Annotated in this window: 22 protein-coding genes; 14 read left to right on the top strand and 8 right to left on the bottom strand. The window is 70.0% G+C overall.

The window, feature by feature from the left end:
- Positions 1 to 544: 544 nt before the first annotated feature.
- Positions 545 to 943 (bottom strand): hypothetical protein, encoded by a 399-nt coding sequence (locus tag M1L60_RS16460; protein ID WP_253238294.1) that lies wholly within the window; start codon positions 941 to 943, stop codon positions 545 to 547.
- A gap of 473 nt (positions 944 to 1416) precedes the next feature.
- Between M1L60_RS16460 and M1L60_RS16455 the strand changes: the two genes are divergently transcribed.
- The 4 genes from M1L60_RS16455 (at position 1417) to rocD (ending at position 5088) form a co-directional block, all read left to right on the top strand.
- Positions 1417 to 2025: an ATP-dependent Clp protease proteolytic subunit gene (locus M1L60_RS16455; RefSeq protein ID WP_253238293.1), complete on the top strand. Its 609-nt coding sequence runs from the start codon at positions 1417 to 1419 to the stop codon at positions 2023 to 2025.
- 119 nt (positions 2026 to 2144) lie between these two features.
- On the top strand, positions 2145 to 2813 hold the full coding sequence (locus M1L60_RS16450; protein WP_253238292.1) for a hypothetical protein: 669 nt from the start codon (positions 2145 to 2147) through the stop codon (positions 2811 to 2813).
- 257 nt (positions 2814 to 3070) lie between these two features.
- Complete coding sequence (ddaH, locus tag M1L60_RS16445; RefSeq protein ID WP_253238291.1) at positions 3071 to 3877, top strand: dimethylargininase; 807 nt, start codon at positions 3071 to 3073, stop codon at positions 3875 to 3877.
- Positions 3874 to 5088 (top strand): ornithine--oxo-acid transaminase, encoded by a 1215-nt coding sequence (gene rocD, locus M1L60_RS16440; protein WP_253238290.1) that lies wholly within the window; start codon positions 3874 to 3876, stop codon positions 5086 to 5088. Before ddaH ends, rocD begins: the two co-directional genes overlap by 4 nt.
- On the opposite strand, the gene M1L60_RS16435 is transcribed toward rocD, so the two are convergent.
- The gene (locus M1L60_RS16435) at positions 5085 to 6233 is read right to left on the bottom strand and encodes an FHA domain-containing protein (RefSeq protein ID WP_253238289.1); all 1149 of its coding nucleotides are present in this window, start codon (positions 6231 to 6233) and stop codon (positions 5085 to 5087) included. The two genes, rocD and M1L60_RS16435, sit on opposite strands and share 4 nt — an antisense overlap.
- Before the next feature lie 191 nt (positions 6234 to 6424).
- On the opposite strand from M1L60_RS16435, the gene M1L60_RS16430 reads away from it, so the two are divergent.
- A complete protein-coding gene (locus M1L60_RS16430; protein ID WP_253238288.1) occupies positions 6425 to 7237 on the top strand; it encodes a hypothetical protein in 813 nt (270 codons plus the stop codon).
- A 63-nt stretch (positions 7238 to 7300) separates the two neighbouring features.
- Here M1L60_RS16430 and M1L60_RS16425 read toward each other — a convergent pair whose 3' ends face one another.
- Complete coding sequence (locus M1L60_RS16425; protein ID WP_253238287.1) at positions 7301 to 8362, bottom strand: 1-acyl-sn-glycerol-3-phosphate acyltransferase; 1062 nt, start codon at positions 8360 to 8362, stop codon at positions 7301 to 7303.
- Positions 8362 to 9216, bottom strand: a complete 855-nt coding sequence (locus M1L60_RS16420; protein WP_253238286.1) for a patatin-like phospholipase family protein — start codon at positions 9214 to 9216, stop codon at positions 8362 to 8364. The genes M1L60_RS16425 and M1L60_RS16420 overlap by 1 nt, the downstream gene beginning before the upstream one ends.
- A gap of 97 nt (positions 9217 to 9313) precedes the next feature.
- Here M1L60_RS16420 and M1L60_RS16415 point away from each other — a divergent pair, with 97 nt between their 5' ends.
- A complete protein-coding gene (locus M1L60_RS16415; protein ID WP_253238285.1) occupies positions 9314 to 10129 on the top strand; it encodes an Fpg/Nei family DNA glycosylase in 816 nt (271 codons plus the stop codon).
- On the opposite strand, the gene M1L60_RS16410 is transcribed toward M1L60_RS16415, so the two are convergent.
- The 3 genes from M1L60_RS16410 to M1L60_RS16400 all read right to left on the bottom strand — a co-directional run bounded on the left by M1L60_RS16410 (position 10107) and on the right by M1L60_RS16400 (position 14086).
- Entirely contained in the window at positions 10107 to 11267 is a 1161-nt protein-coding gene (locus M1L60_RS16410) for a polysaccharide deacetylase family protein (protein ID WP_253238284.1), read from the bottom strand. The genes M1L60_RS16415 and M1L60_RS16410 overlap by 23 nt on opposite strands.
- Before the next feature lie 230 nt (positions 11268 to 11497).
- Positions 11498 to 12868 carry an FAD-dependent oxidoreductase gene (locus M1L60_RS16405; RefSeq protein WP_308208497.1) on the bottom strand — a complete coding sequence of 457 codons (1371 nt, stop codon included), beginning with the start codon at positions 12866 to 12868 and terminating at the stop codon, positions 11498 to 11500.
- Positions 12869 to 12922: 54 nt separating this feature from the next.
- Complete coding sequence (locus tag M1L60_RS16400; RefSeq protein ID WP_253238283.1) at positions 12923 to 14086, bottom strand: carboxylate-amine ligase; 1164 nt, start codon at positions 14084 to 14086, stop codon at positions 12923 to 12925.
- Positions 14087 to 14225: 139 nt separating this feature from the next.
- Here M1L60_RS16400 and M1L60_RS16395 point away from each other — a divergent pair, with 139 nt between their 5' ends.
- The 3 genes from M1L60_RS16395 (at position 14226) to M1L60_RS16385 (ending at position 18216) form a co-directional block, all read left to right on the top strand.
- Positions 14226 to 15605, top strand: coding sequence for a carbohydrate-binding protein (locus tag M1L60_RS16395; protein WP_438862116.1), 1380 nt, complete (start codon positions 14226 to 14228; stop codon positions 15603 to 15605).
- 121 nt (positions 15606 to 15726) lie between these two features.
- On the top strand, positions 15727 to 16986 hold the full coding sequence (locus tag M1L60_RS16390) for a chitinase (RefSeq protein ID WP_253238281.1): 1260 nt from the start codon (positions 15727 to 15729) through the stop codon (positions 16984 to 16986).
- Positions 16987 to 17013: 27 nt separating this feature from the next.
- Positions 17014 to 18216, top strand: coding sequence for a glycosyl hydrolase family 18 protein (locus M1L60_RS16385; protein ID WP_253238280.1), 1203 nt, complete (start codon positions 17014 to 17016; stop codon positions 18214 to 18216).
- 25 nt (positions 18217 to 18241) lie between these two features.
- Here the strand turns inward: M1L60_RS16385 and M1L60_RS16380 are convergent, their stop codons facing one another.
- On the bottom strand, positions 18242 to 18886 hold the full coding sequence (locus M1L60_RS16380; protein WP_253238279.1) for a DedA family protein: 645 nt from the start codon (positions 18884 to 18886) through the stop codon (positions 18242 to 18244).
- Between the two features lie 108 nt (positions 18887 to 18994).
- Here M1L60_RS16380 and M1L60_RS16375 point away from each other — a divergent pair, with 108 nt between their 5' ends.
- From M1L60_RS16375 to M1L60_RS16355, 5 genes are all read left to right on the top strand, one after another.
- Positions 18995 to 19327, top strand: coding sequence for a PadR family transcriptional regulator (locus tag M1L60_RS16375; RefSeq protein WP_253238278.1), 333 nt, complete (start codon positions 18995 to 18997; stop codon positions 19325 to 19327).
- The gene (locus M1L60_RS16370) at positions 19324 to 20235 is read left to right on the top strand and encodes a hypothetical protein (RefSeq protein ID WP_253238277.1); all 912 of its coding nucleotides are present in this window, start codon (positions 19324 to 19326) and stop codon (positions 20233 to 20235) included. The genes M1L60_RS16375 and M1L60_RS16370 overlap by 4 nt, the downstream gene beginning before the upstream one ends.
- Positions 20236 to 20329: 94 nt before the next feature.
- Positions 20330 to 21976, top strand: a complete 1647-nt coding sequence (locus M1L60_RS16365; RefSeq protein ID WP_253238276.1) for an alpha-amylase family protein — start codon at positions 20330 to 20332, stop codon at positions 21974 to 21976.
- 50 nt (positions 21977 to 22026) lie between these two features.
- Positions 22027 to 22791 (top strand): 3-oxoacyl-ACP reductase FabG, encoded by a 765-nt coding sequence (gene fabG, locus M1L60_RS16360; RefSeq protein ID WP_253238275.1) that lies wholly within the window; start codon positions 22027 to 22029, stop codon positions 22789 to 22791.
- A gap of 48 nt (positions 22792 to 22839) precedes the next feature.
- Positions 22840 to 23238 carry a hypothetical protein gene (locus M1L60_RS16355; RefSeq protein WP_253238274.1) on the top strand — a complete coding sequence of 133 codons (399 nt, stop codon included), beginning with the start codon at positions 22840 to 22842 and terminating at the stop codon, positions 23236 to 23238.
- The last annotated feature ends 1 nt before the right edge of the window (position 23239 follow it).

Raw genomic sequence — 23239 nt, 5'->3', positions numbered from 1 at the left:
TCAAAAGCAGGCTGTCGTAGCGGGGCGGTGGGTACAGACCGCTGCTCACGCCGAGGGCGGGGGTGGGGTGAGCAGGGCGCTGGCGCGCCCAAACGCTCACCCCACCCCCGCGACCTGCGTAAGTGGTGACGCCCAACCCCGAACACCGCCATCGCCCGGCTTCCGAAGTGGTCGTAGGCGACCTGATTCAGCGCCACTGGTGGGGCTGGCGGCCCTCGCAAACCTGACAACTCGTGTCGTGCGGCCGGGCGCGCAGTCGACGTCACCACGGAATTCGCCCGGCGGCACTTGGGGAATCCAAGCTCGATCTGCTGCTCCGCCACGAACCCGGCGATCATCGGCTGGGTCAACCGGCAATCCGACCAGAACATGTCCTGCCCTTCGAACACCAGGGTCCCGACTGATCGTTCACCCCGCTTCAGCTCCCAGCTTCGCCCCGTCACGTCGGCCTCCCTCTCCACCGCTGCCGGCCAGTGTCGCAGGCCCTGGTCATGAGAGGTGCCGTTCCCCCTCCGACCGGGCGCGAACTGCGTGATCGAGTCGGCTATGTCGGCTGGGCCGGGCCGCGTCGGCTTCGGACGTAGTCCATGTATTCCTCGCCGGCCACCGCGTGGTTGACCCAGCGGTCGGGGCGGGCGTCGGTCAACCGCTCGGCGAGCGTCATCGCTTCTGTCTCGTCCTCCGTGACCCCGAGTTGCCGGCCTTCGCCGACGTACGCCTCGTCGACCGGGTCGAGCGAGATGAGGTTGGGCAGGTCACCGACCTGGTCGTCATCGGGATCCTGAACTGTGTGCAGCGAGACGCGGTATTGCCTGTTCCCAGGACTGATCGCTACCCAACGGATGGCAAGCTCGCCGTCGATGTGGGCACCGCCGAGGAACTGCTCGATGCCGTTGCCACGGCGCAGGGCGCCAGTGGCGAACTGCCGGGTGAGGTAGCGCATCGGCGAAGAGTAGTGCCGACCGCGGATCGACTCTCGATCGCTCTGCCGGCGGTCAGGACTGCCACATTTCTTGGGCTCCCAGGATTCGGTCGCCGTCGACGGTCAGGGCGGTCAGGCGGTTGGTGCCTTCGACCCGGTTCAGGAAGCGGTCCATGGTCACCGGCGTCCAGCCGGACTGTTCGGTGCTGATCAGGGTGTAGTCGCCGGCAGGTCGAAGGGGCGATCAGGGCTGACGTGACGAGGAGTACGGCGCGGCGTCGTTTGCCGGGGGTGAGGATGGTCATGATGGGTAGGGGTGGGCCGGAACGAGCTCAGATACCACCTGTCGGGAGCGGGACACGGCCCGGTTCCGCCGTCAGCGGATTCGCCCACAGGGGAATCGCTGGGAGCTTCGGGCCCGCCTGAGGAGACTGGGTTACGTCGAATGGCCGGTCGGGTGACACGTCCCGCGGCTGATGCGAGAGGGTGTTGTCATGAGTGTTGACGAGTTGACGATGCGGGGCGGTGGCGCATCCTTCGATGACCAGGTGTTCGAGCGGCTGCTCCGGGAGCGGATCATCTTCCTCGGCAGTGAGGTCAACGACGAGGTGACCAACCGCATCTGCGCCCAGATGCTGCTGCTGGCCTCGGCCGACAGCGAGAAGGACATCGCGCTCTACATCAACTCGCCCGGCGGCTCCATCAGCGCCGGCATGGCGGTGTACGACACGATGCAGTACATCAAGAACGACGTGGCGACGATCGCGATGGGCATGGCGGCCTCGATGGGCCAGTTCCTGCTCTGCGCCGGCACCCCCGGCAAGCGGTACGCGCTGCCGCACGCGCGGATCATGATGCACCAGCTGTCCGGCGGCATCGGCGGCACCGCGGCCGACATCGCCATCCAGGCCGAGAGCATGCTGCACATCAAGAACGTCATGAACGAGCGGATCGCCTTCCACACGGGTCACACGCCCGAGGAGATCGAGGCCGACTCCGACCGTGACCGCTGGTTCACCGCCGAGCAGGCCCGCGAGTACGGCCTGGTCGACCACGTGATCAGCAAGGCCAACCAGGTCACGAACACCACCTCACTCGTCTGAGTAAGAGTCTGACCAGCACAAACAGCGGGCGCCGGGCGAGAGCCGGGCGCCCGTTGTGTGGTTTCTGAGGGTTCGGGGTACACGAGGGCATCCCCCGAATCTGTCAAGGAGGTGCTGACGTGAGGCTCCCGACGTTCTCCCGCCAGTCCACGAGCGATACCACGGAGACGCCCGAGCGCCCGGCTCCGACCGGCACGGTCACCCGGCCTCGTGAGGACAACACCACCCAGGTCCGTCCGGTCGTGCGTACCAGCCGCGACGAGCCCGACACGGCCGAGGTGCGTCCCGGCCCGGGTCCCGTGCGCGCCCGCCACGGCGAGCCCGACACCCTGACCGATCTGCCGCCCGTGCCCAAGCAAGCGGGCCGCAACGACCCGCCGCCGCCTCCGCCGGCCCCGTCCACGACGACGCCGGCCCGCCCGACCGGTTCGGCCACCGTCGACCAGCCGGTCGCCGCCAGTCCCAAGCCACGGGCCAGCCTGCTGGCCACGCTCGGCCTGATCCTCGGTGTGGCCTCCGTGCTGCTCGTGCTGTCCGGCCCGCTCATGGGTTACGGCATCGGGGTCGCCGGCCTGGCCCTCATCCTGTCGCTGAGCGGCATCCACGCCACCGGCAAGCGCCACGTAGCCGGCAAGACCGACGCCCTGCTCGGCATGATCCTTTCGCTGGGCGCGATCGTGCTCGGTGTGCTCGCGCTGACCGGCTCGCTGAACTGGCTCGGCACCGACACTCAGCCGGTAAACACGGTTCGCGAGTGGCTTGACGCACGGTTTATCGACCGCTTCTGACGGGTACCAGACATTTGCCGACGGCGATACGCCGGAAGCACTGACCGGAACCGGGACCGGCGCACACCGATCCCGCCCCGGAACAACGCTCGGCGGTTCGCCGGCAGCACACTCATCTCGCGGGTGGCCTGGTTCAGGCCACCCGCGAGGCGTTTGCAACGAATCTCCGCCGCGAGGCCCGAGCACGCAATGATCGAAAGCAGCTTGCAGGGTTGAACTGCGGCCCGGGCAGGGGTGCCGCGCCTAGCGTTTCAGCCATGACGACCACGGCTTCGCCGCGCCGCTACCTCATGTGCCGGCCCACCCACTTCGCGGTGACCTATCGGATCAACCCGTGGATGGATCCCACGGCGCCCTACGACAACGCGCTCGCCGTGCGGCAGTGGGAGAACCTGCGCCAGACGTACCTCGACCTGGGTCACACGGTCGAGCTGATCGAGCCGCTGCCGGGGCTGCCCGACATGGTCTTCTCGGCCAACGGGGCCACCGTGGTCGACGGCCGCGTGCTGGCCGTGCAGTTCCGCGACGCCGAGCGGGCCGACGAGGCCCCGGCCTACGCGGCCTGGTTCCGCGAGCGGGGCTTCGAGGTCACCGAGCCCAAGCACACGAACGAGGGCGAGGGCGACATCCTGCTCGCGGGCGACGTGCTGCTGGCCGGCACCGGTTTCCGCACCGCGCACGCGTCGCACGCCGAGACGCAAGAGGTGCTGCGGCGCCCGGTGATCACGCTCCAGCTCGTCGACCCGTCGCTCTATCACCTGGACACCGCGCTCTGCGTGCTCGACGACACCAACATCGCGTACCTGCCCGCGGCCTTCTCGCCCGGCTCCCAGGCCGTACTGAAGCTGCTCTTCCCGCATGCCGTGATCGCCGACGCCGAGGACGCGGCGGTGCTCGGCCTCAACGCGGTCAGCGACGGCCGTACGGTGGTCCTGCCGGTTCAGGCCGCGCATCTCGCCGCGGAATTGAAGAATGCGGGTTACCAGACCGTCGGGGTCGACGTCTCCGAGTTGCGTAAGGCCGGCGGCGGACCCAAGTGCTGCACGTTGGAGGTGCGCTCATGACAACCGTGGACATGCAAACGCCCGCCCGTCTCGAAGAGGCCGAGCGCTACACCGCGCACAACTACCACCCGTTGCCCGTCGTGATCACCGAGGGTGAGGGCGCCTGGGTCACCGACGTCGACGGCCGCCGCTACCTCGACTTCCTGGCCGGCTACTCGGCGCTCAACTTCGGCCACCGGCACCCCGGCCTGATCGCCGCCGCCCACGCCCAGCTCGACCGGATCACGCTGACCAGCCGGGCCTTCGTGCACGACCAGTTCGCCGAGTTCTGCCGATCCCTGGCCGAGCTGTGCGGCAAAGACCTCGTGCTGCCCATGAACACCGGCGCCGAGGCCGTGGAGACCGCGATCAAGGTCGCCCGCAAGTGGGGCTACCAGGTCAAGGGCGTGCCGGACGGCCAGGCCGAGATCATCGTGGCCGACGGCAACTTCCACGGGCGTACGACCACGATCGTCAGCTTCTCGACCGACTCCGACGCCAAGGCCGACTTCGGACCGTACACGCCGGGTTTCACCATCGTTCCGTACGGTGACGAGGCCGCGCTGCGGGCAGCCGTCACCCCGAACACGGTCGCCGTGCTGATGGAACCGATCCAGGGCGAGGCCGGCGTGCTCGTGCCGCCGGTCGGCTACCTCGCCGCGGTCCGCGCGCTCTGCGACGACAACAACGTGCTGATGGTGGCCGACGAGATCCAGTCCGGTCTGGGCCGCACCGGTCGCACGTTCGCCATCGAGCACGAGGGCGTCGTGCCCGACATGTACGTTCTCGGCAAGGCGCTCGGCGGCGGCATCGTCCCCGTCTCGGCCGTGGCCGCGAACCGGGACGTGCTGGGCGTGCTGAAGCCGGGCGAGCACGGCTCGACCTTCGGCGGCAACCCGCTGGCCTGCGCGGTCGGCGGCGAGGTGGTGCGCCTGCTGGCCACCGGCGAGTTCCAGCGGCGCTCGGCCGAGCTCGGCGAGCACCTGCACAACCGCCTGAACGCGCTGATCGGCCGGGGTGTCGTCGCGGTCCGGGGCCGTGGCCTGTGGGCCGGCGTCGACATCGACCCGGCCCTGCTGACCGGACGTCAGGCCTGCGAGCGGCTCGCCGAGCGCGGCGTGCTCGCGAAAGACACGCACGGCTCGACGATCCGCCTGGCCCCGCCGCTGGTGGTCACCCGCGAGGAGATCGACCACGCGGTCGACCAGCTCGAGGCGATCCTCGCTTCCTAGCGTTCGAACTTTCGGAGGGCCATCGTCGGCGCCTCGGCCATCACCGATTCGGGTTGGACGACGCCGCCGGTGGCCCACATCTTCGAGCGGCCCACCTGGACGCCGCCGTACAACTCGACCACGTCCTCGGCGGCCAGGGTGCGGCTCTCCTGCCGGTGCAGGGCGACCCGCTCGTCGTCGTTGACCGTGCCGCCGGGGCGCACGCCGCTGCCGTTGGTGCTGATGTCCTGCACGGTCAGGTTGCCGTCGGTACGCAGCGTGAACTGCACGTGCCCGCGGCTGATCCACTTGCGGGCGTCGTCGGTCAGCCACTGGCCGAGCATGACGCCCTGGCCGCCCTCGGGGGCGCGGCCGACCACCACCGGCTCGTCGGTCGAGACCACGAACCGGCGGCGGATCACGCCGTCGATGCGTACGGAAAGAACCTCGACCGCCGCCCGCGGGCCCGCATCGCGCAGTTGAGCGCCGTGGCGGGGACAGGTCGGCACGCCGCTGCGCAACGACGGCGGCGGCTGCGAGACCGGGCTGGTGTAGGTGCGCATGTCGGCGAACGGGCTGTCCGGGTCACCGCCCGAGCCGAAGCTCGTGCAGTTGGGCTCGGGGCAGCTCCACACCCGGGCCAGCAGGCGCTCGCCCAGTGGGGACCGGTCGGCCTGCTGCGGCGGCTCGCCCCGGCCGACGCGGGCCATCAGCACCGGAGCGCCGCCCTCACCGGCCACCGCGGCCAGCAGGCGGCCGGGCTCGTTGACCCACGGGTGCCGCTCGCTGTTGCCGCGCGTGCGGGTGAGCACGGGCAGACCCAGCATCTCGGCCACCTCGAAGACACGGTCGTCGATCTGGGGCACGACCTCGACCTTGCCGTCGTCGGCCCAGCGGCGGATGACCATGCGCTCGTTCGACGTGAGGTCGGTATCGGAGAGCAGGCCGCGCGGGGCCACGACGAAGACGGGCACGTTCTCTTCCGAGACACGCTTGCCGAGGGCGTCGACAACCAGGCCGAGGCGCACCGAGCTGGCCGGGCGACCACCGTCGAGGTCGGCGTAACGGACGACCTCCGACAGGTCGACCACGGCCCGGGCCAGCGCCGGGTCGGTGCTGAGGCGCGCCTCGATGGCGTCGAGGACCTTGCTGACCTCGAATCTCACGGGTCCTCCGGATGGTCTGCGGGTATCTGTGCAACGGCAATCATGCCGTGTCGGGCGCGGAGGCGACCATCACACCCCTTCGTGACGGCCCGGTTGTCCGTCGTGTCCGTTTGCCGTTCCCGGTCATCGGGAATTGACCTGGGTCACAGAGCCGGCCCCACCCGGGCGCCGGCCGGGCTGAAGGGACGGACATGCGGACACCACGGCTCGCGGGGCTGGGAATCGCGACGATGGCGACGGCCGCGCTGGCGCTGGCCGGCTGCGACTCCACCACCCCGTCCGGTTCAGCGTCGGCTCCGCCCTCGGCCCCGGGCACGGCTACGGCGTCGGCTTCCGTCGGTGCGGCCGACCCGGCCGCCGTCGAGGCCCTGACCCAGGCGACCTCGCAGCTCGGCACGACCAGCTTCACGATGACCGCCACCTCGGGTTCCGGCTTCAAGCTGACCGGCGCGGTCGACCCGGCCCAGGGGGTCGGCGAGGCCGACCTCAAGGCGACCGGCCCCAACGCCGAGCTCAGCATCAAGACCCTGCTGGCCGGCCAGGACCTCTACCTGCAGGTGCCCGGGTTCACCAAGGCCGGCACGTGGACCCACGTCGACGTCGCGCGGCTGCCCGAGGGGGCGAACGTCGGCCTGCGCCCCGGTCAGCTCGACCCGGTGAACACCTCGAAACTGCTGAGTTCGGCCACTGACGTACGGTCCACCGGGGCCAATGCGTACGCCGGGACCCTCGATCTGACCAAGGCCGTGGGCCTGGCCGGCGTCTCCCAGGTCACCATCGACGAGTCGGGCGCGCAGGCCCAGACGGTGCCGTTCACCGCGACCACCGACGACCAGGGCCGGCTGTCCGAGCTGACCATCGAGATCCCGGCCGTCAACGGGCAGGCCGCGCAGCCGCTGAAGGTCGTCTACGGCGACTACGGCGCCCCGGTCAGCGTGACCAAGCCGGCCGCGTCCGAGGTGACCGAGGCTCCGGACAGCCTCTACAACTCGCTCGGCAGCTGACTTTCCTCAAGACCCCGGCTGCGTGGCGGCCGGGGTCTTTGCTTGCGCCTTTTCGGCGTACGGCTAAACGTCCGCCGAGGACCGGCGCGCTGTCCAGTCGGTGCTGAGGGGGCGGAACGCCGGGTGGTGGTCCTCGATCCACGAGTCGATCCGGGCCCACCAGTCGTAGAGCCAGGCGACCCGCTCCTCCTCGCCGGCCGGGATCTCCTCGGGCGGCACGCTCCAGAACTTCATCACCAGGCGCTTGTCCATCGGCAGCTCCTGCCAGACGTCGGCCACGGTCATCATCCGGTCGAGGCCGGTGTGGGCCACGAAGATGACCCCGGCGTCGGGCGCCGCGTCGATGGCCGCGAACAGCCCGCCCGGCTTGGGCGGCAGCACGTGTCGCAGGTTCTCGGCCCGCTGCGCCGCGTCGGCCAGCCCGCGCGCCCGCAGCCGGGCGATCGCGCTGGTGCGGCGGCGCGGCGTGAAGTTACCGCCCTCGGGGAAGATCACGAACGCGTCGTTGTCGTCGAGGCCGGTGGCCGTCTCGCCGATCTGCTGCTCGAGCGTCGAGGTGCCGGTGCGGCCGGGCGTGATGAACCGGTTGGGCAGGCGGTTGAGCAGCACGTCGACGGCCGGGTCCCACTGCAGGGTGGCCTTGAGGACGATCCGCGGCTCCCGCTGGAACCAGTTGGTCAGCGCGTGGATCAGGATGAACGAGTCGCCCGGCCCGGCATGCCGGCTCACCACGATCTCGGGCCGGCCCGGCAGCGCCGTGTCGGGGTCGGTGCCGACCACGTCGACGGTCAGGTGCAGCGCCCACTTGGCGATCCAGAACAGCAGGCCCAGGAAGCGACCGGTCACCACGTAGTGCGCGCGCTGGAAACCGGGGCTGCGAATGTTGCGGCCGAACCCTGAAGCGACCCACAGCACGGCCAGCACCACCAACGCGGCCGCGTCCCAGAGCAGATAGAGAACCAGCAACAGTACGAGCCGGGGCACCCGCAGATGGCCGGGGACCATCGGCGAGGCCAGCAGGGCGAGCACCAGCCAGATCGGGAGCGTGAAGAGCAGCGCGGCGGCCAGCACCACCACGGCCGGCGCGATGACCAGCCGGCGGACCCAGATCGGCGGCAGCGGCATCAAGGCACGTCCGGCCCGGGCTGGGGCGGCACGTTGGCGGCCAGATAGCGGCGGGACGCGGTGTAGGCGCGGCTGATGCGACGGCCCACCGCGGCCATGTCGCGGTAGGCCCAGGGGCTGTCGTCGCGGCCCTCGCCGCCGCCGGTCGGTAGGACATGCACCCGTACATCGTCGGGCAGGGCCGCAAGTTCACGGGCGAACCGATGTCGCCGGGCGATCTCGAAGGCCACCTGGGCCACCTCCCACGGCCGGCGGGGCACGGCGAGCGGACGCTCCACCCGGCCCACCTGCAGCACGAAGATCATTTTCGCGCCGATGCGCACGGCCTCGCCGATCGGGATCGAGTTGACGATCCCACCGTCCACGAAGTGCTCGCCCGCGATCTCCATCGGCGGCAGCAACCCGGGCACGGCCGACGAGGCCAGCACGGCCTCCACCAGCGGACCGCTGTCGAACCAGTGCTCGGCCGCCCGCTCGATGCTGGCCGCGCAGCAGTGGAACGGAACCTTCAGGTCGGCGAACGTCGACGCCTCACCCAGCTCGCTCTCGAGGAGACGGCGCAACGGCAGCGGCGAGTGCAGGTGGGTACGGGCGGCGAAGCGGCGCAACTGCCGCCCGATCGAGTCGCCGTAGACGGTGGCAGCCTCGGGCGAGGTCCACAGCCGCACAAGCCGATCGGTGACCGCCTCGTTCGGATCCGACGCCACGAGCGCCCCGTTCACCGCCCCGATCGAGGTGCCGACCACCACATCCGGCCGGAACCCCGCACGAAACAGGGCCCGCAACATGCCCACCTCGACGGCGCCGAGCACGCCGCCCCCACCGAGAACGAACGCGACCGGACCGTTGACCATGACTTCATCGTTCCACGCCCGGCCCGGCACGGTTCAGCAGCGGCCGGTCACCCGGTCGGATGGCGCTAAATCGGTGTAACTGGGTACCGTTGCCGCCGTGCCAGAGGGACACACCATTCATCGGCTTGCGGGGCTTCACCGCGGGCTTTTCGCGGGGCAGGTTGTGCGGGTCAGCAGTCCGCAGGGGCGGTTTGCCGGCGGCGCCGAGCGGGTGGACGGGCGGCGGCTCGTCGATACCGAGGCGTACGGGAAGCATCTTCTGCATCACTACGAGGGCGACCTCAGCGTGCACGTGCACCTCGGCCTCTACGGCAAGTTCGCCGACGGCCCGGCCCCGGTGCCCGAGCCGCCTGTGGGCCAAGTTCGCATGCGCCTCGTCGGTGCCGCGCACTGGCTCGAGTTGCGTGGCCCCACCGCCTGTGAGGTGTTCGATCCCGCCCAGGCCCAGCTCCTGCGTGACCGCCTGGGCGCCGATCCGCTGCGCGACGACGCTGATGCGACGCGCGCGGGGGAGCGGCTGCGGGCCAGCACCAAGGCCGTTTTCGCCCTGCTGATGGATCAGTCGATCGTGGCCGGGTGCGGGCTGATCTACGCCAACGAGGTGCTGTTCCGGGCCGGTCTGGCGCCGACCACGCCGGGGCGGGCGATCAGCGCCGAGACCTGGGACGAGATCTGGACCGATCTGCGCGCGCTCATGAAAGAGGGCGTGGCCCGCGGCCGCATTGACACTGTGCACACCCGGCACACGCCGGAGGCCATGAAGCGGGCGCCGCGCGTCGACCGGCACGGTGGTGAGGTCTACGTCTATCGCCGGCCGGGCCAGCCCTGTCTGGTCTGCGGCACCGAGGTGGCGCGGGGGCCGTTGGCCGGGCGCAACCTCTACTGGTGTCCTAGCTGTCAGCGGGCGGGGTAGCCACCGGCGGCGGCTCGACCGCGGGGATGCCCAGTTCGAACTTCTCCGACAGGTACGGCAGCAGCTTCTCGTAGGCCGCAATGGTGGCCGGCTGGTTGAAGTCGTGCGAGAGCACGATCGCGCCCGGCTTCACCTGCTCGCGGACGCTGTTGACGACCCGCGTGATGTGCTGGGCCTCGGTTTCCTTCTCGGGGTGGTCCCAGTCGCGCGGGTCGACCTCCCAGTAGATCGACGTCATGCCGCCGGTGCCGGCCACGTCGACCAGACGGTCGGTGAAGTTGCCGCCGGGGGCCCGGAAGAACGGGATCGGCGCGCCGGGCACGGCGGCCTGGATGGCGGCGTTGGTCCGGTCCAGGTCGGCCTTGATCTCGGCCGGCTTGTCCTTACCGATGGTCAGGCTGTGGTCCCACGTGTGGTTGCAGAGCGTGTGCCCGGCCGCGGCGATTTCGCGGACGATGCCGGGGTGCCGCTGGACCTGCACGCCGACCAGGCAGAACGTGGCCTTGACCTGGTACTTGTCGAGCAGGGCGAGGATCCGGGGGGTCTGCACGGGGTCGGGGCCGTCGTCGAAGGTGAGCGCGACGACCTGGCTGCCGGTGGTGCGCAGCGACTGGCCGGGCCCGGCGTCGGGTGCCTCTTTCTTCTTCTTGCCCGCGGCTTCGGTCGCGTCGGGGGCGGGCGCGGACGGCGAGTTCACCGGCGCGCTCGGGGTGGCCTCGGCCTTTTCCGGCGCTTCTTCTTCCTTCTGGGCCGGCTCGGTGTCTTTCTGGTCGTCCGACTCCTCAGCCGGGGCCGGCGGCGGGGCGACCGGGCGCGGGGTCTTCTTCTCGGTCTGCACGCCGGCCACGGCCTGGGCGGCCGCGTTGACCGCGTCGAAGCTGTCACGGCGCTGGTCGGGCGGCACGGCCAGCAGCAGCACGCCGATCGCGACCAGCGAGGCGAGCAGCGCGCCCTGGCGGGTGCGGCCCATGAGCAGCCAGTTCTCGATGGGCAGGGTGCCGGGGGCGCGGTGGCTGCCGGTGCTCGGCGGGCGACCCGCGGGTGGGCGGGCGGCGGCGTGCCGGCCCGCGCGGACCGGGCGCGAGTGCCGGGCGGACCGCGACGAGATGGGCGCGTCGACGAGCGTCGTGACGGCCACGCGCGGTCCACTTCGGGCACCGACGTCGGCCAGGGATTCGGGTCGCCGATGCCGTCCGGAAGAGGCCGCCGCCGAAGCGGGACCCTGCGTCGGAATACGGGGCGTTTGCGGCGACATGCTGCATGCCTACCGTGCCCCATGATCATGCGCGAGACCATATCGGTGGCGATCGTGCTACGCAGAGCGATAACCGCTGGCAGCGCTCCGTGACGCTCGAACCACAAATCCGGTCAAAGGCTGGCGTGTACCGCCTCGGTGGCCTTTCGGGCAGCGATCAGCACCGGGTCCCACACGGGGGCGAACGGCGGCGCGTAGCTGAGGTCGAGCGCCGTCATCTCCTCGACCGTCATCCGGTTCCAGACGGCCACCGCGAGCGCGTCGATCCGCTTGGCCGCCTCGGACCGGCCGACGATCTGCGCGCCCAGCAGCAGCCCGGTGCGGCGCTCGGCGATCACCTTGACCGTCATCAGCTCGGCCCCGGGGTAGTAGCCGGCCCGGCTGGTCGAGTCGACCGTGGCCGTGACGAACGAGTAGCCCGCGGCCCGTGCCTCTTTGGAGGTCAGGCCGGTGCGGGCCACCTCGAGGTCGCAGACCTTGGTGACCGCGGTGCCGATCACCCCGGGGAACGTCGCGTAGCCGCCGCCGATGTTGATGCCGGCCACCCGGCCCTGCTTGTTGGCGTGGGTGCCGAGCGGCACATGCACGGGACGGCCGGTGATCAGGTGCCGGGTCTCGACGCAGTCGCCGGCTGCCCACACACCCTCGAGCTCCTCGACCCGCATGCGCAGATCCGTGCGTACGCCCCCGGTCGAACCCACCGGGAGCCCGGCCTCGCGGGCCAGCGCCGTGTTCGGGCGTACGCCCAGACCCAGCACCACGACGTCGGCCGGCAGCGCGCCGCCCGGCGTGACCACCGCCCGCACCCGGCCGCCGGCCGTCTCGAGCCCCTCGACGTGGGCGTCCGTGATCACCTCGATGCCCAGCCCTCGCATCGACTTCTGGACGAGCGCGCCCATCTCGGGGTCGACGGTCTTGCCCATCGGCTGCGGCGACTTCTCGAGCAGGGTCACGGTCAGCCCGCGCAGCACCATCGCCTCGGCCATCTCGACCCCGATGTAGCCGCCGCCGATGACCACGGCCGTGCGCGGCTCGGGTTTCCGGTCGAGCCACGCGTGGATGGCCTCGCCGTCGCCGAGGGTCTGCACGCCGAAGACGCCCTCGTCGCGCACCCGGGCCCACTCCGGCATGAACGGGGTCGCCCCGGCCGCGTACACCAAATGATCGAAGGGTTCCCGCACTTCGCCGCCGCCGTCGAGGTCGTGCGCGCGCACCTCCCGCCGGTCGAGGTCGATGCCGACGACCTCGTGCCGCAGTCGCACGTCGATCCCGGCCTTGCGATGTTCCTCGGGCGTGCGGGCGACGAGTTTGTCGCGGTCGTCGACGGCGCCGCCGATCCAGTACGGAATTCCGCAGGCCGAGTACGAGGTGTAGCGCCCGCGCTCGAACACGACGATGGACAGGTCGCTCTCGCCCAGGCGCTTGCGTGCCTGCGATGCGGCCGACATGCCGGCGGCGTCCCCGCCGATGACGACGAGCTTCACAAGACCAGCCTACTTTTCCGGCGCGTTCCCGCTGATGAGACGAGCGTTACCAGGCTACTTCTCCGGGGCGTCGCCCCGGGTGAGCCGGGCGAAACGGTCGACGACGTCGGCCACCGAGCCGCCCTGGGCCAGGATCGCCCGCTGCCGCGCGGCGCCGGTGCCGTGCGCGCGCAGCCGCCCCAGCAGCGTGGTCGCCGTCTCGAGGTCGCCATGGCGTTCGAGCTCGGGGCGCACGTAGTCGAAAAGCTGGCGCATCAGCTTCCAGGCCGGTCGCGGCTCCCGGGTCGCCATGTCGATGTTGAGGCCCTCGAGACCGTCGTGCGCGGCCCGCCAGTGCGCGGCCATCAGCAGCGGGTGCGGCACGTCGGGGGCGGGAGTGCCCGCGTGCACCTCTTGCACGAGCGTGGCCACCAGGGCCCGGGCCAGCGCGGCCAGCAGCACCGCGTCGTCGGCGGTGGGCATGACGTCGCCCATCCGGATCTCGACCGTGGGGTAGCGCGCGGACAGCCGGGCGTACCAGTAGAGCATTCCCTCGTCGAGCATCGCGCCGCTCGCCTCGAGGTCGCCGATCATCGTCTCGTAGTCCTGGAACGAGCGCAGGTAGGGCGCCGGTCCGACCGTGGGCCAGCGCTCCCAGAGCATGAAGCGCCAGCTCGCGTACCCGGTCTCGCGCCCCTCGAACAGCGGCGAGTTGACCGTGGCGGCCTGGAAGATCGGCAGCCACGGGCGAAGGTGGTTGAGCACCTGGACGCCGGTCTCGTCGTCGGGGATGCTGACGTGCACGTGGGTGCCGCACATGCCGGCGCCGGGGGAGAGGTCGCCGAAGCGCTCCTGCATGCGGTGGTAGCGCGGATTGTCGACGACCCGGACCCGTCCGTTGACGGTCGGGCCGGTGCCGATGGCCAGCAGCCGCGCGCCCGCCGCCTCAGCCGCGCCGGCCACCCCGGCCCGCAGGTCGCGCAGAGCCTTGGCCAGGGTGCCCAGTTCGAGCTGGGGCGGGCTGGCGACCTCGATCTGGCTGCGCATGAACTCGTGCTGCACGGAGTCGCGGATGTCCTCCGGAAGACGGTCGAAGACCTCCTCGACGGCCTCCACGGCCCGCGGCTCGACGGCGTCGACCAGCAGATATTCCTCTTCGACGCCCAGCGTGTGCAGGTCTTGCGACTCCGCTCTCTCGGCCAGTTCCGGGTCGATGACGATCGAGTCCGCGTGATCCATGCGCGGGTCTTACCCGACGCTTGCCCCAGGGAAACTGTGGCCCTTTAGGGCAATCGATGTCCGTCCATATTGACAGCGACTTCGTGACAAGCGTGAAATCCGTGAGAGCGCTCTCACAACCCTGACGGAAGGCGCACTCATGACCAGGTCGAGAATCCGGGTATTGCTGGCTTCAGCTGCGGCGATGCTGGCTCTCAGTGCTACTGCGGTCTTTGCGGTTAACGCTAACGCCTCGGTGCCCACCCCACCCTCCGGCATGTCGCTGGTCTTCAGCGACGACTTCACGGGTTCGGCCGGCACCGGGCTCAACCGGTCGAACTGGCTCTACGACATCGGGCACGGCTATCCCGGCGGCGCGTCGAACTGGGGCACCGGCGAGATCGAGTACATGACCGACTCGACGAACAACGTCTATCAGGACGGCCGCGGCAACCTGGTCATCAAGCCGTTGCGCGACTCGGCCGGCAACTGGACGTCGGGCCGGGTCGAGACCCAGCGCACCGACTTCGCCGCGCCCACCGGCGGCAAGGTCCGCATCGAGGCGCGCATCCAGCAGCCCAACGTGAGCGGGGCCGCGGCCGCCGGATACTGGCCGGCGTTCTGGGCTCTCGGTGCGGCCGCCCGCCCGGTCGGCGCGACGAACTGGCCGAGCATCGGCGAGTGGGACATCCTCGAGAACATCAACGGCCGCGACTCGGTCTTCGCCGCCCTGCACTGCGGCACCAACCCGGGCGGCCCGTGCAACGAGACCACCGGCCTGACCAGCGGCGAGCGCGCCTGCAGCGGCTGCAAGACCGGCTTCCACACGTACGCGGTGGAATACGACCGCAGCACCTCGCCCGAGCAGATGCGGTGGTACCTGGACGGCAACAACTACTTCACGCTCACGTCCAACGCCGTCGACGCGACGACCTGGAACAACGCCACCCACCACGGCATGTTCGTGATCCTCAACGTGGCCATCGGCGGCGGCTTCCCGGCCGCGTTCGGGGGCGGTCCCACCTCGGCCACCCAGCCCGGCGTGCCGATGCTCGTCGACTACGTGGCCGTCTGGCAGAGCTCCGGCGGCAGCACCACCCCGCCGCCGACCACGACCCCGCCGCCCAGCGGCACCCGGGACGCGTTCTCGCGGATCGAGGCCGAGTCGTTCAACTCGTCGGCCGGCGTCACGGTCGAGACCTGTTCCGAGGGCGGGCAGGACGTCGGCTACATCGCCAACGGTGACTGGCTGCAGTTCAACAACGTCAATTTCGGTACGGGCGGAGTGCGCGACTTCGTGGGCCGGGTCGCCTCGGGGGCCGGCAACGCCGTCAGCGGCCTCGTCGAGGTGCGCCTGGACAGCCGCAGCAACGCGCCGATCGGCAGCTTCGCGCTGGCCGGCACGGGCGGCTGGCAGACCTGGCAGTCGATACCGGCCAACGTCGCGAACGTGACCGGCACCCACACCGTCTACCTGACCTTCACCAGCGGCCAGCCGGCCGACTTCGTCAATGTGAACTGGATCCAGTTCCGTCGATAGCTTCACCCGCGTACGCGGGGCCGGACCTTTAAGGATGTTTAAGGTCCGGCCCTCTGGACTTTTACTGTTAACAGTCCTAATGATTGATACATCTCATTGGGTTCGGGTGGAGGGGATGGCCATGAGGCGATCCAGATCGGTAATCCTGGCGACCGTCACGGCGCTCGTCGCGGGTGGCGCGGCGACCTACTTCACCGGCTCGGCGTCAGCCGCGGCAGCCTGCGCGCCGGCGTGGAGCGCCACGCAGGTCTACACCGGCGGCGGCACCGCCTCGCAGAACGGCACCAACTACAGCGCCAAGTGGTGGACGCAGAACGAGTCCCCGGCCACCCACAGTGGACAGTGGGACGTCTGGCGCAACGACGGCGCCTGCGGCACGACCCCGCCCACCACCCCGCCGACGACGCCTCCCACCACGCCGCCGACCACCCCACCGACGACGCCCCCGACGACTCCGCCGACCACGCCGCCGTCGAACGGGCAGCTGCCCAAGCACTTCCTGACCGGCTACTGGCAGAACTTCGACAACGGCGCCGCTCCGCTCAAGCTGGCCGCCGTCCCGAACAACTACGACCTCATCGCGGTCGCCTTCGCCGACGCCACCTCGACCCCGGGCGCGGTCACCTTCAACCTCGACCCGGGCCTGGCCGCGGCGGTCGGCGGCTACACCGACGCCCAGTTCCGGGCCGACATCGCCACCCTGCACCAGCGCGGCAAGAAGGTCGTCATCTCGGTCGGCGGTGAGAAGGGCACGGTCGCCGTCAACAGCGCCTCGGCCGCCACCGCGTTCGCCGACTCGGTACACCGGCTGATCACCACGTACGGCTTCGACGGGGTCGACATCGACCTCGAGAACGGCCTCAACGCGACCTACATGGCGCAGGCCCTGCGCAGCCTGCGGGCCAAGGTCGGCGCGAGCCTGCTGATCACGATGGCCCCCCAGACCATCGACATGCAGAACCCGCAGTCGTCCTACTTCGCGCTGGCGCTGAGCATCAAGGACATCCTCACCGTGGTGTTCACCCAGTTCTACAACTCGGGCGCGATGCTCGGCTGCGACCAGATGAACGCGTACTCGCAGGGCAACGTGAACTTCCTGACCGCGCTGGCCTGCATCCAGACCCAGGGTGGTCTGCGCCCCGACCAGGTCGCGCTCGGCCTGCCCGCCAGCACCCGCGCCGCCGGTGGCGGCTACGTCGCCCCGACCGTCGTCAACAACGCACTCGACTGCCTGGCCAAGGCCACCAACTGCGGCTCGTTCCGGCCGCCGGCCACCTACCCGGGCATCCGGGGCGCCATGACGTGGTCGATCAACTGGGACGTCACCAACGGCAACGGCTTCGCCAACACGGTCAAGCCGCACCTCGCCACCCTCCCCTGAACCCCCATCCCCGGTAAGGAAATCCCCGTGAAGTTGAGCAGGAAGTTGCTCATCCTCGGCACCGTCGCTGTCGCCTCCACGGCGGCGGCGGTGCTGCCGATGGCCACCTCGAGCGCCGCCGCCGCGTGCGCCCCGGCCTGGAACGCCTCGCAGGTCTACACCGGCGGCAACACCGCCTCGCAGAACGGCACCAACTACAGCGCCAAGTGGTGGTCCCAGAACGAATCCCCGGCCACCCACAGTGGACAGTGGGACGTGTGGAAGAACGACGGCGCCTGCGGTGGCACCACGCCCCCGACGACGCCGCCCACCACCCCGCCGACGAACCCGCCCACCACGCCGCCGCCGGCCACCGGCACCAAGATGGCCTCGGCGCCGTACGTCTACCCCGGCTGGGGCAACCCGCCGGCCCCGTCGGCGATCGCGTCGACCGGTGTCAAGGCGTTCACCATCGCGTTCGTGCTCGCCAACAACGGCTGCAACCCGGCCTGGGACGGCGAGAGCGGGCTGACCGGCGGCGTCCACGCCAGCTACATCGCCCAGGCCCGGGCGGCCGGCATGGACATCGTGCCGTCGGTCGGCGGGTGGAGCGGCAACAAGCTCGGCCCGAACTGCTCGACGCCCGAGGCGCTGGCCGGCGCGTACCAGAAGATCATCGACGCCTTCCAGCTCAAGTCGATCGACATCGACATCGAGAACACCGACGAGTTCGAGAACACCGTCGTCCAGGACCGGGTGCTGAACGCGCTGAAGATCGTCAAGCAGAAGAACCCGTCCGTGAAGACGATTCTGACCTTCGGCACCTCGCCCACCGGCCCGAACTTCTATGGCACGCGGCTGGTGCAGCAGGCCAAGGCGCTCAACGCGAACATCGACATCTTCACGCAGATGCCGTTCGACTTCGGCGGCGGCGCTGACATGTACGGCTCGACGGTCGGCGCCACCGAGGGGTTGAAGAACCTGCTCAAAACCACCTTCGGCTACACCGACGCCCAGGCCTACTCGCGCATCGGCATCTCGGGCATGAACGGGCTCTCGGACCAGCAGGAGCTGACCAGCGTCGAGACGTGGACGCGGATCCGCGACTACGCCAAGAGCAAGAACCTGTCCCGCTTCACCTTCTGGGCGGTCAACCGTGACCGCGGCTGCGCCGGTGGCGGCGTGGTCTCGGACTGCTCCGGCATCGCGCAGGCCGACTGGGCCTTCACGAAGATCAGCGCCGGCTTCTGACGTATTCGGTAAGGACGCGCGGCCGCTAACGTCCAGCGGCCGCGCGTCGCCGTTTGCGCACCTTCTTGATGACCCAGCTCGCGATGGTGACGATGAAGAAGGCCCAGATCGCGTAGTCGAACCAGTGGCTGTACTTCTCGAGGTCCTGCCAGCGTGAGCCGAGGGCGTACCCGCCACCGACGAAGATCGCGTTCCAGACGCCGCTGCCGATCGTGGTGAAGATCGTGAACTGGACCAGCGGCATGTGGTTGGCGCCGGCCGGGATCGAGACCAGGCTGCGGACCACCGGGGCGCACCGGCCGAACAGCACGGCCGCCCGCGCGTGCCGCTCGAACCAGCGGTCGGCCTGGTTCAGGTCGTCCGCGTCGACCAGCGGGATGCGGTCGAGCCAGCGGCGCAGCCGGTCCTCACCGAGCGCGTAGCCGAGCCAGTAGAGGGCGAGCGCACCGAGCACCGAGCCCGCGGTGGCCGCGATGAACACCAGGATCAGGTTGACCCGGCCTTCGCTGGCCAGATAGCCGGCCAGCGACAGGACGATCTCGCTGGGGATGGGGGGCACCAGGTTCTCGAGGGCGACGAGCAGGCCCACGCCCACCTCGCCGAGGGACTCGATGACCGACGCCACCCACCCGGTCAGTCCACCTGCCTGCTCCAAACCTGCTTCAGCCACGTGTTCCTCTCTACCCGGCGCGCCTGAAACCAACCTGAAGCCGCAGCTCATGGGTCCTCATGTTCGCGCCTCTGGTTATATGCCGACCGTCGGTATACTCTTCCTGGCGTGAACGAGCCAACCTTCCTGATTCTCACGGCCCTGGCCGGTGAGCCTCGGCACGGCTACGCCGTGATCGAAGACGTCGAGGGCATGACCAGCGGGCGGGTGCGCCTGCGGGCGGGCACGCTCTACGCGGCGCTCGACCGGCTGCGCGGCGAGGGCCTCATCGAGGTCGACCGCGAAGAGGTCGTCCAGTCCCGGCTGCGGCGCTACTACCGGCTCACGGGGGCCGGCGAGCAGAGTCTCGCCGCCGAGACCGTCCGCCTGCGCGAGCAGGCCACCATCGCTGAGGGGCGCCTGCGCGCCCGCCGCGCCGACTTCGGGGGAGCACCCGCGTGACCGAGATCCGCTACCGCCGCCTGCTCGCGTTCTACCCACGCGACTTCCGCCGGGAGTACGGCGACGAGATGCTCGGCGTCCTGATGGCCGACAAGCGCCCGGGCCCGGCCCAGGTGGTCGACGTCATGCGCGGCGCGGTCGCCGCTCACCTGCGCGGCCTGTGGACAGGCGAGAGCCGGGCGGCCCGGGTGGTGTGGATCTTCGGCACGATGCTGCTGTTCGCTGTCGCGCTGCGCCGCGTCGTCGGGGGTCTGTATGCCTTGGCCCGCCACCCCGAGTTCTTCGGTCCGCCGGTCGACGTGCTGAGCTGGACCAGGCTGGCCGCCTGGGGTGTCGCCCTGGCCGCGGCCTTCATGGGGTGGCGTGTGCTCGGCGCTGCCGGGGCTGCAGCCGGCCTGACCGGTGAGATCCTGGCGCCCCTGCGCTCCTATGTGGAAACCCCGGCCACTCTGCTCTACGCCTATTGGCTCATCGTTGCCGCGGCTCTGGTGCTGGTGGCCGGGCTCATCGCCGATCGCGGCGTTGCACGGCCGCGGCACTGGCAGTGGGTCGTGGCTGCCGGCGCGCTCCTGGCCCTGCAGGGTGTGTTCGCTCCGCCCAGCCGGAACGGCTCCTACGACCTGCAGTGGATGCTCGTTCTGGTCGCGGTGGTGCTGGCCGCAGTGGCGATCTTCCGGCAGGAGCCTCGGCTGCGGGCCCGGCTGCTGTGCTGGGCCGCGCCGGTGATCGCGACGGTGCCGGTGGTCGAGTTCGGTTTCGGCCAGTTCATCGTCTACAACATGGGCCACCCCGAGTCGACGCGCATGATCAACCCGTTCCAGTGGGCGCTGCTCGTGCTGGTGCCGGTCGCCGTCTTCGTCGGCGCGTCCCTGCTCGACCGGCGCGGCCGGGTGACCGCGGGCGCCTGACCGCGGGCGCCTGACCGCCTAGCCGCGCGACCTGAGAGGCGGGTTGCGCGGCTAGGCGGTTTCGGGGGCCGGGGTCAGGGTGAAGTAGAGGGGCATGACTGACCGGTGGTATCGGAAAGCCGTTGTCTACTGTGCCGACATCGACACGTTCGCCGACTCGAACGGCGACGGGTGCGGTGACATCAAGGGGTTGATCGGGCGGCTCGACTATCTGGCCCGGCTGGGCGTCAACTGTCTGTGGCTCAACCCGATCCACCCGACGCCCGACCGGGACGACGGCTACGACGTCACCGACTTCTACAACGTCGACCCGCGTTTCGGGAACCTGGGCGACGTCGCCGAGTTGCTGCACCAGGCGGGCAACCTGGGCATCAAGGTGATCATCGACCTGGTCGTCAACCACACCTCCGACCAGCACCCGTGGTTCCAGTCGGCCCGGTCGTCGCCCGATTCGCCGTACCGCGACTGGTATGTCTGGTCCGAGACCGAGCCCGCCGACCGCAAGCAGGGCATGGTCTTCCCGGGCGAGCAGGACGAGACCTGGAGCTACGACCGCACGGCCAAGCAGTGGTTCTACCACCGGTTCTACAAGTTCCAGCCCGACCTCAACATCAACAACCCGGCGGTCCGCGAAGAGATCAAGAAGATCTGCTCGTTCTGGCTGCAGCTGGGCGTCTCCGGCTTCCGCATGGACGCCGTGCCGTTCATCATCGAGCAGACCGAGCCGGGTAATCCCAACTCGCCCAAGGATCTCGACTTCCTGACCGAACTGCGCCAGCACGTGCAGTGGCGCAAGGCCGACGCCGTGCTGCTGGCCGAGGCCAACGTCGAGCCCGACGAGCTGGTGAAGTTCTTCGGCGACCAGGGTGGCTCGAACAACCGCATCCACATGCTGTTCGACTTCATGCTCAACGGCCGGCTCATCCTGGCCCTGGCCCGCGAGGACGCCGAGCCGATCATCGACGGTCTCAAGGACACCCCCAAGCTGCCCGAGGGCGGCCAGTGGGCCACCTTCCTGCGCAACCACGACGAGATCGACCTGTCCCGGCTCACCGCCGAGCAGCGCTCCGAGGTCTTCGCCAAGTTCGGGCCCGACCAGGACATGCAGCTCTACGACCGGGGCATCCGGCGGCGGCTGGCCCCGATGCTGGGCAACGACCGGCGGCACCTCGAGCTGGCCTACGCCCTGCAGTTCTCGCTGCGGGGCACACCGGTGCTGCGCTACGGCGAAGAGATCGGCATGGGCGAGGACCTCGGCGAGGACGGCCGCTACGCGATCCGTACGCCCATGCAGTGGTCGTCGCTGCCCAACGGCGGCTTCTCGTCGGCCCGGACCGGCGACCTGGTGCGCCCGGCCATCACCGGCGGCGACTACGGCTGGGAGAAGGTCAACGTCACGCTCCAGCGCCACAACCCGCAATCGCTGCTGTCCTGGTTCGAGCGGATGATCCGTACGCTCCGGGAAGCGCCCGAGGTCGGCACGGGCAGCTGCACGCATGTCGATATTCCGGGCCCGACCAGTGTGTTGGTCCACCGTGCGGACGGCGAGACCGGCACGATGGTCTTCGTGCACAACCTGGGCACCGAGGCGGCGACCCTCGATCTCAGCTCCCTGGCCGGCGAGGCGGAACAGCCCAACGACGTCCTGGCCGACCAGGAGTACCCGGAGCTGGGCAAATGGGACAAGGTCGAGGTGGCCGGTCACGGATACCGGTGGATTCGCCTACGCCGTACGCCGTGATCGCGGGTTAAAGTGCACTCTCAGTGCAGATTTATCAACGGAGGCCGATAGTGTCCCAGTCCGCTCCCACCCGCGTCGCCATCGTCACCGGGGCCGCCCGCGGCATCGGTGAGGCCACCGCCCGCCAGCTCGCCGCCGACGGCATGTCCGTGGCCGTCGTCGACCTCGACGAGGGCGCCTGTGCCAACACGGTGACCGCCATCCACGACGCGGGTGGGACGGCCCTGGCGGTCGGGGCCGACGTCTCCGACCCGATCCAGGTCAACACCGCGGTCGACCGGGTCACGGCCGAGCTGGGCGCGCCGACCGTGTTGGTCAACAACGCCGGCGTGCTGCGCGACAACCTGCTGTTCAAGATGACCGACGACGACTGGGAGACCGTGATGGCGGTCCACCTGCGCGGCGCGTTCCTGTTCAGCCGGGCTGTGCAGAAACACATGGTCGATGCCGGTTGGGGCCGTATCGTCAGCTTGTCGAGCACTTCGGCGCTCGGCAACCGCGGTCAGGCCAACTACGCCGCGGCCAAGGCCGGCCTGCAGGGGTTCACCAAGACGCTGGCCATCGAGCTGGGCCGGTACGGCATCACGGCCAACGCGGTGGCCCCGGGTTTCATCGTCACCGACATGACGGCGGCCACGGCGGCCCGGGTCGGGGTGGATTTCGCCCAGTTCGAGAAGGCTGCGGTGGCTCAGATTCCCGTCGGTCGGGCGGGTCGCCCCGAGGACGTGGCGAACACCGTATCCTTCCTCGTCAGCGAGGGTGCCGGTTTCGTGTCCGGGCAGGTCATCTATGTAGCCGGAGGGCCTCGCGCATAGGCAGAAGTTGCTGAGAGGCGCTACAAAGAGATGATGATGAACCGACGCATGAGCTCCCGCAGCGTGTCGCTCACCAGCACGTTCTTGCTCCTGGCGGCGGGCGGCGCGGCGGCGTGCGACAACGACGACGACTATCAGGACGCCGGCTTCTACTGCGCCGACGCCAACGGGGTCGTGGTCGACGAGGATTACTGCGACGACGACGACAACCGCTCGGGTGGCAGCGCCCTGCCCTTCTTCATCTGGTACTCCTCGGCTTACCGCTCGGGTTACCCGGTCGGCAGCACGCTGCCGTCCGGGGGCAACAAATTCGCGTACAACGACCGCGCGGCCCGGCAGTCGTTCGGGCTCCCGGCCTCCGGCAAGATCGGGAATGGCACCGTGAAGACCAGCGTGGTCGGCAAGGGCGGCAGCGCCCGCAGTTCCAGCAAGAGCTCGGGCGGCTGAG

The organism is Paractinoplanes aksuensis, assembly GCF_024137025.1.
Classification (GTDB): Bacteria; Actinomycetota; Actinomycetes; order Mycobacteriales; family Micromonosporaceae; genus Actinoplanes; species Actinoplanes aksuensis.
This window is presented reverse-complemented; position numbering and strand designations above follow the sequence as displayed.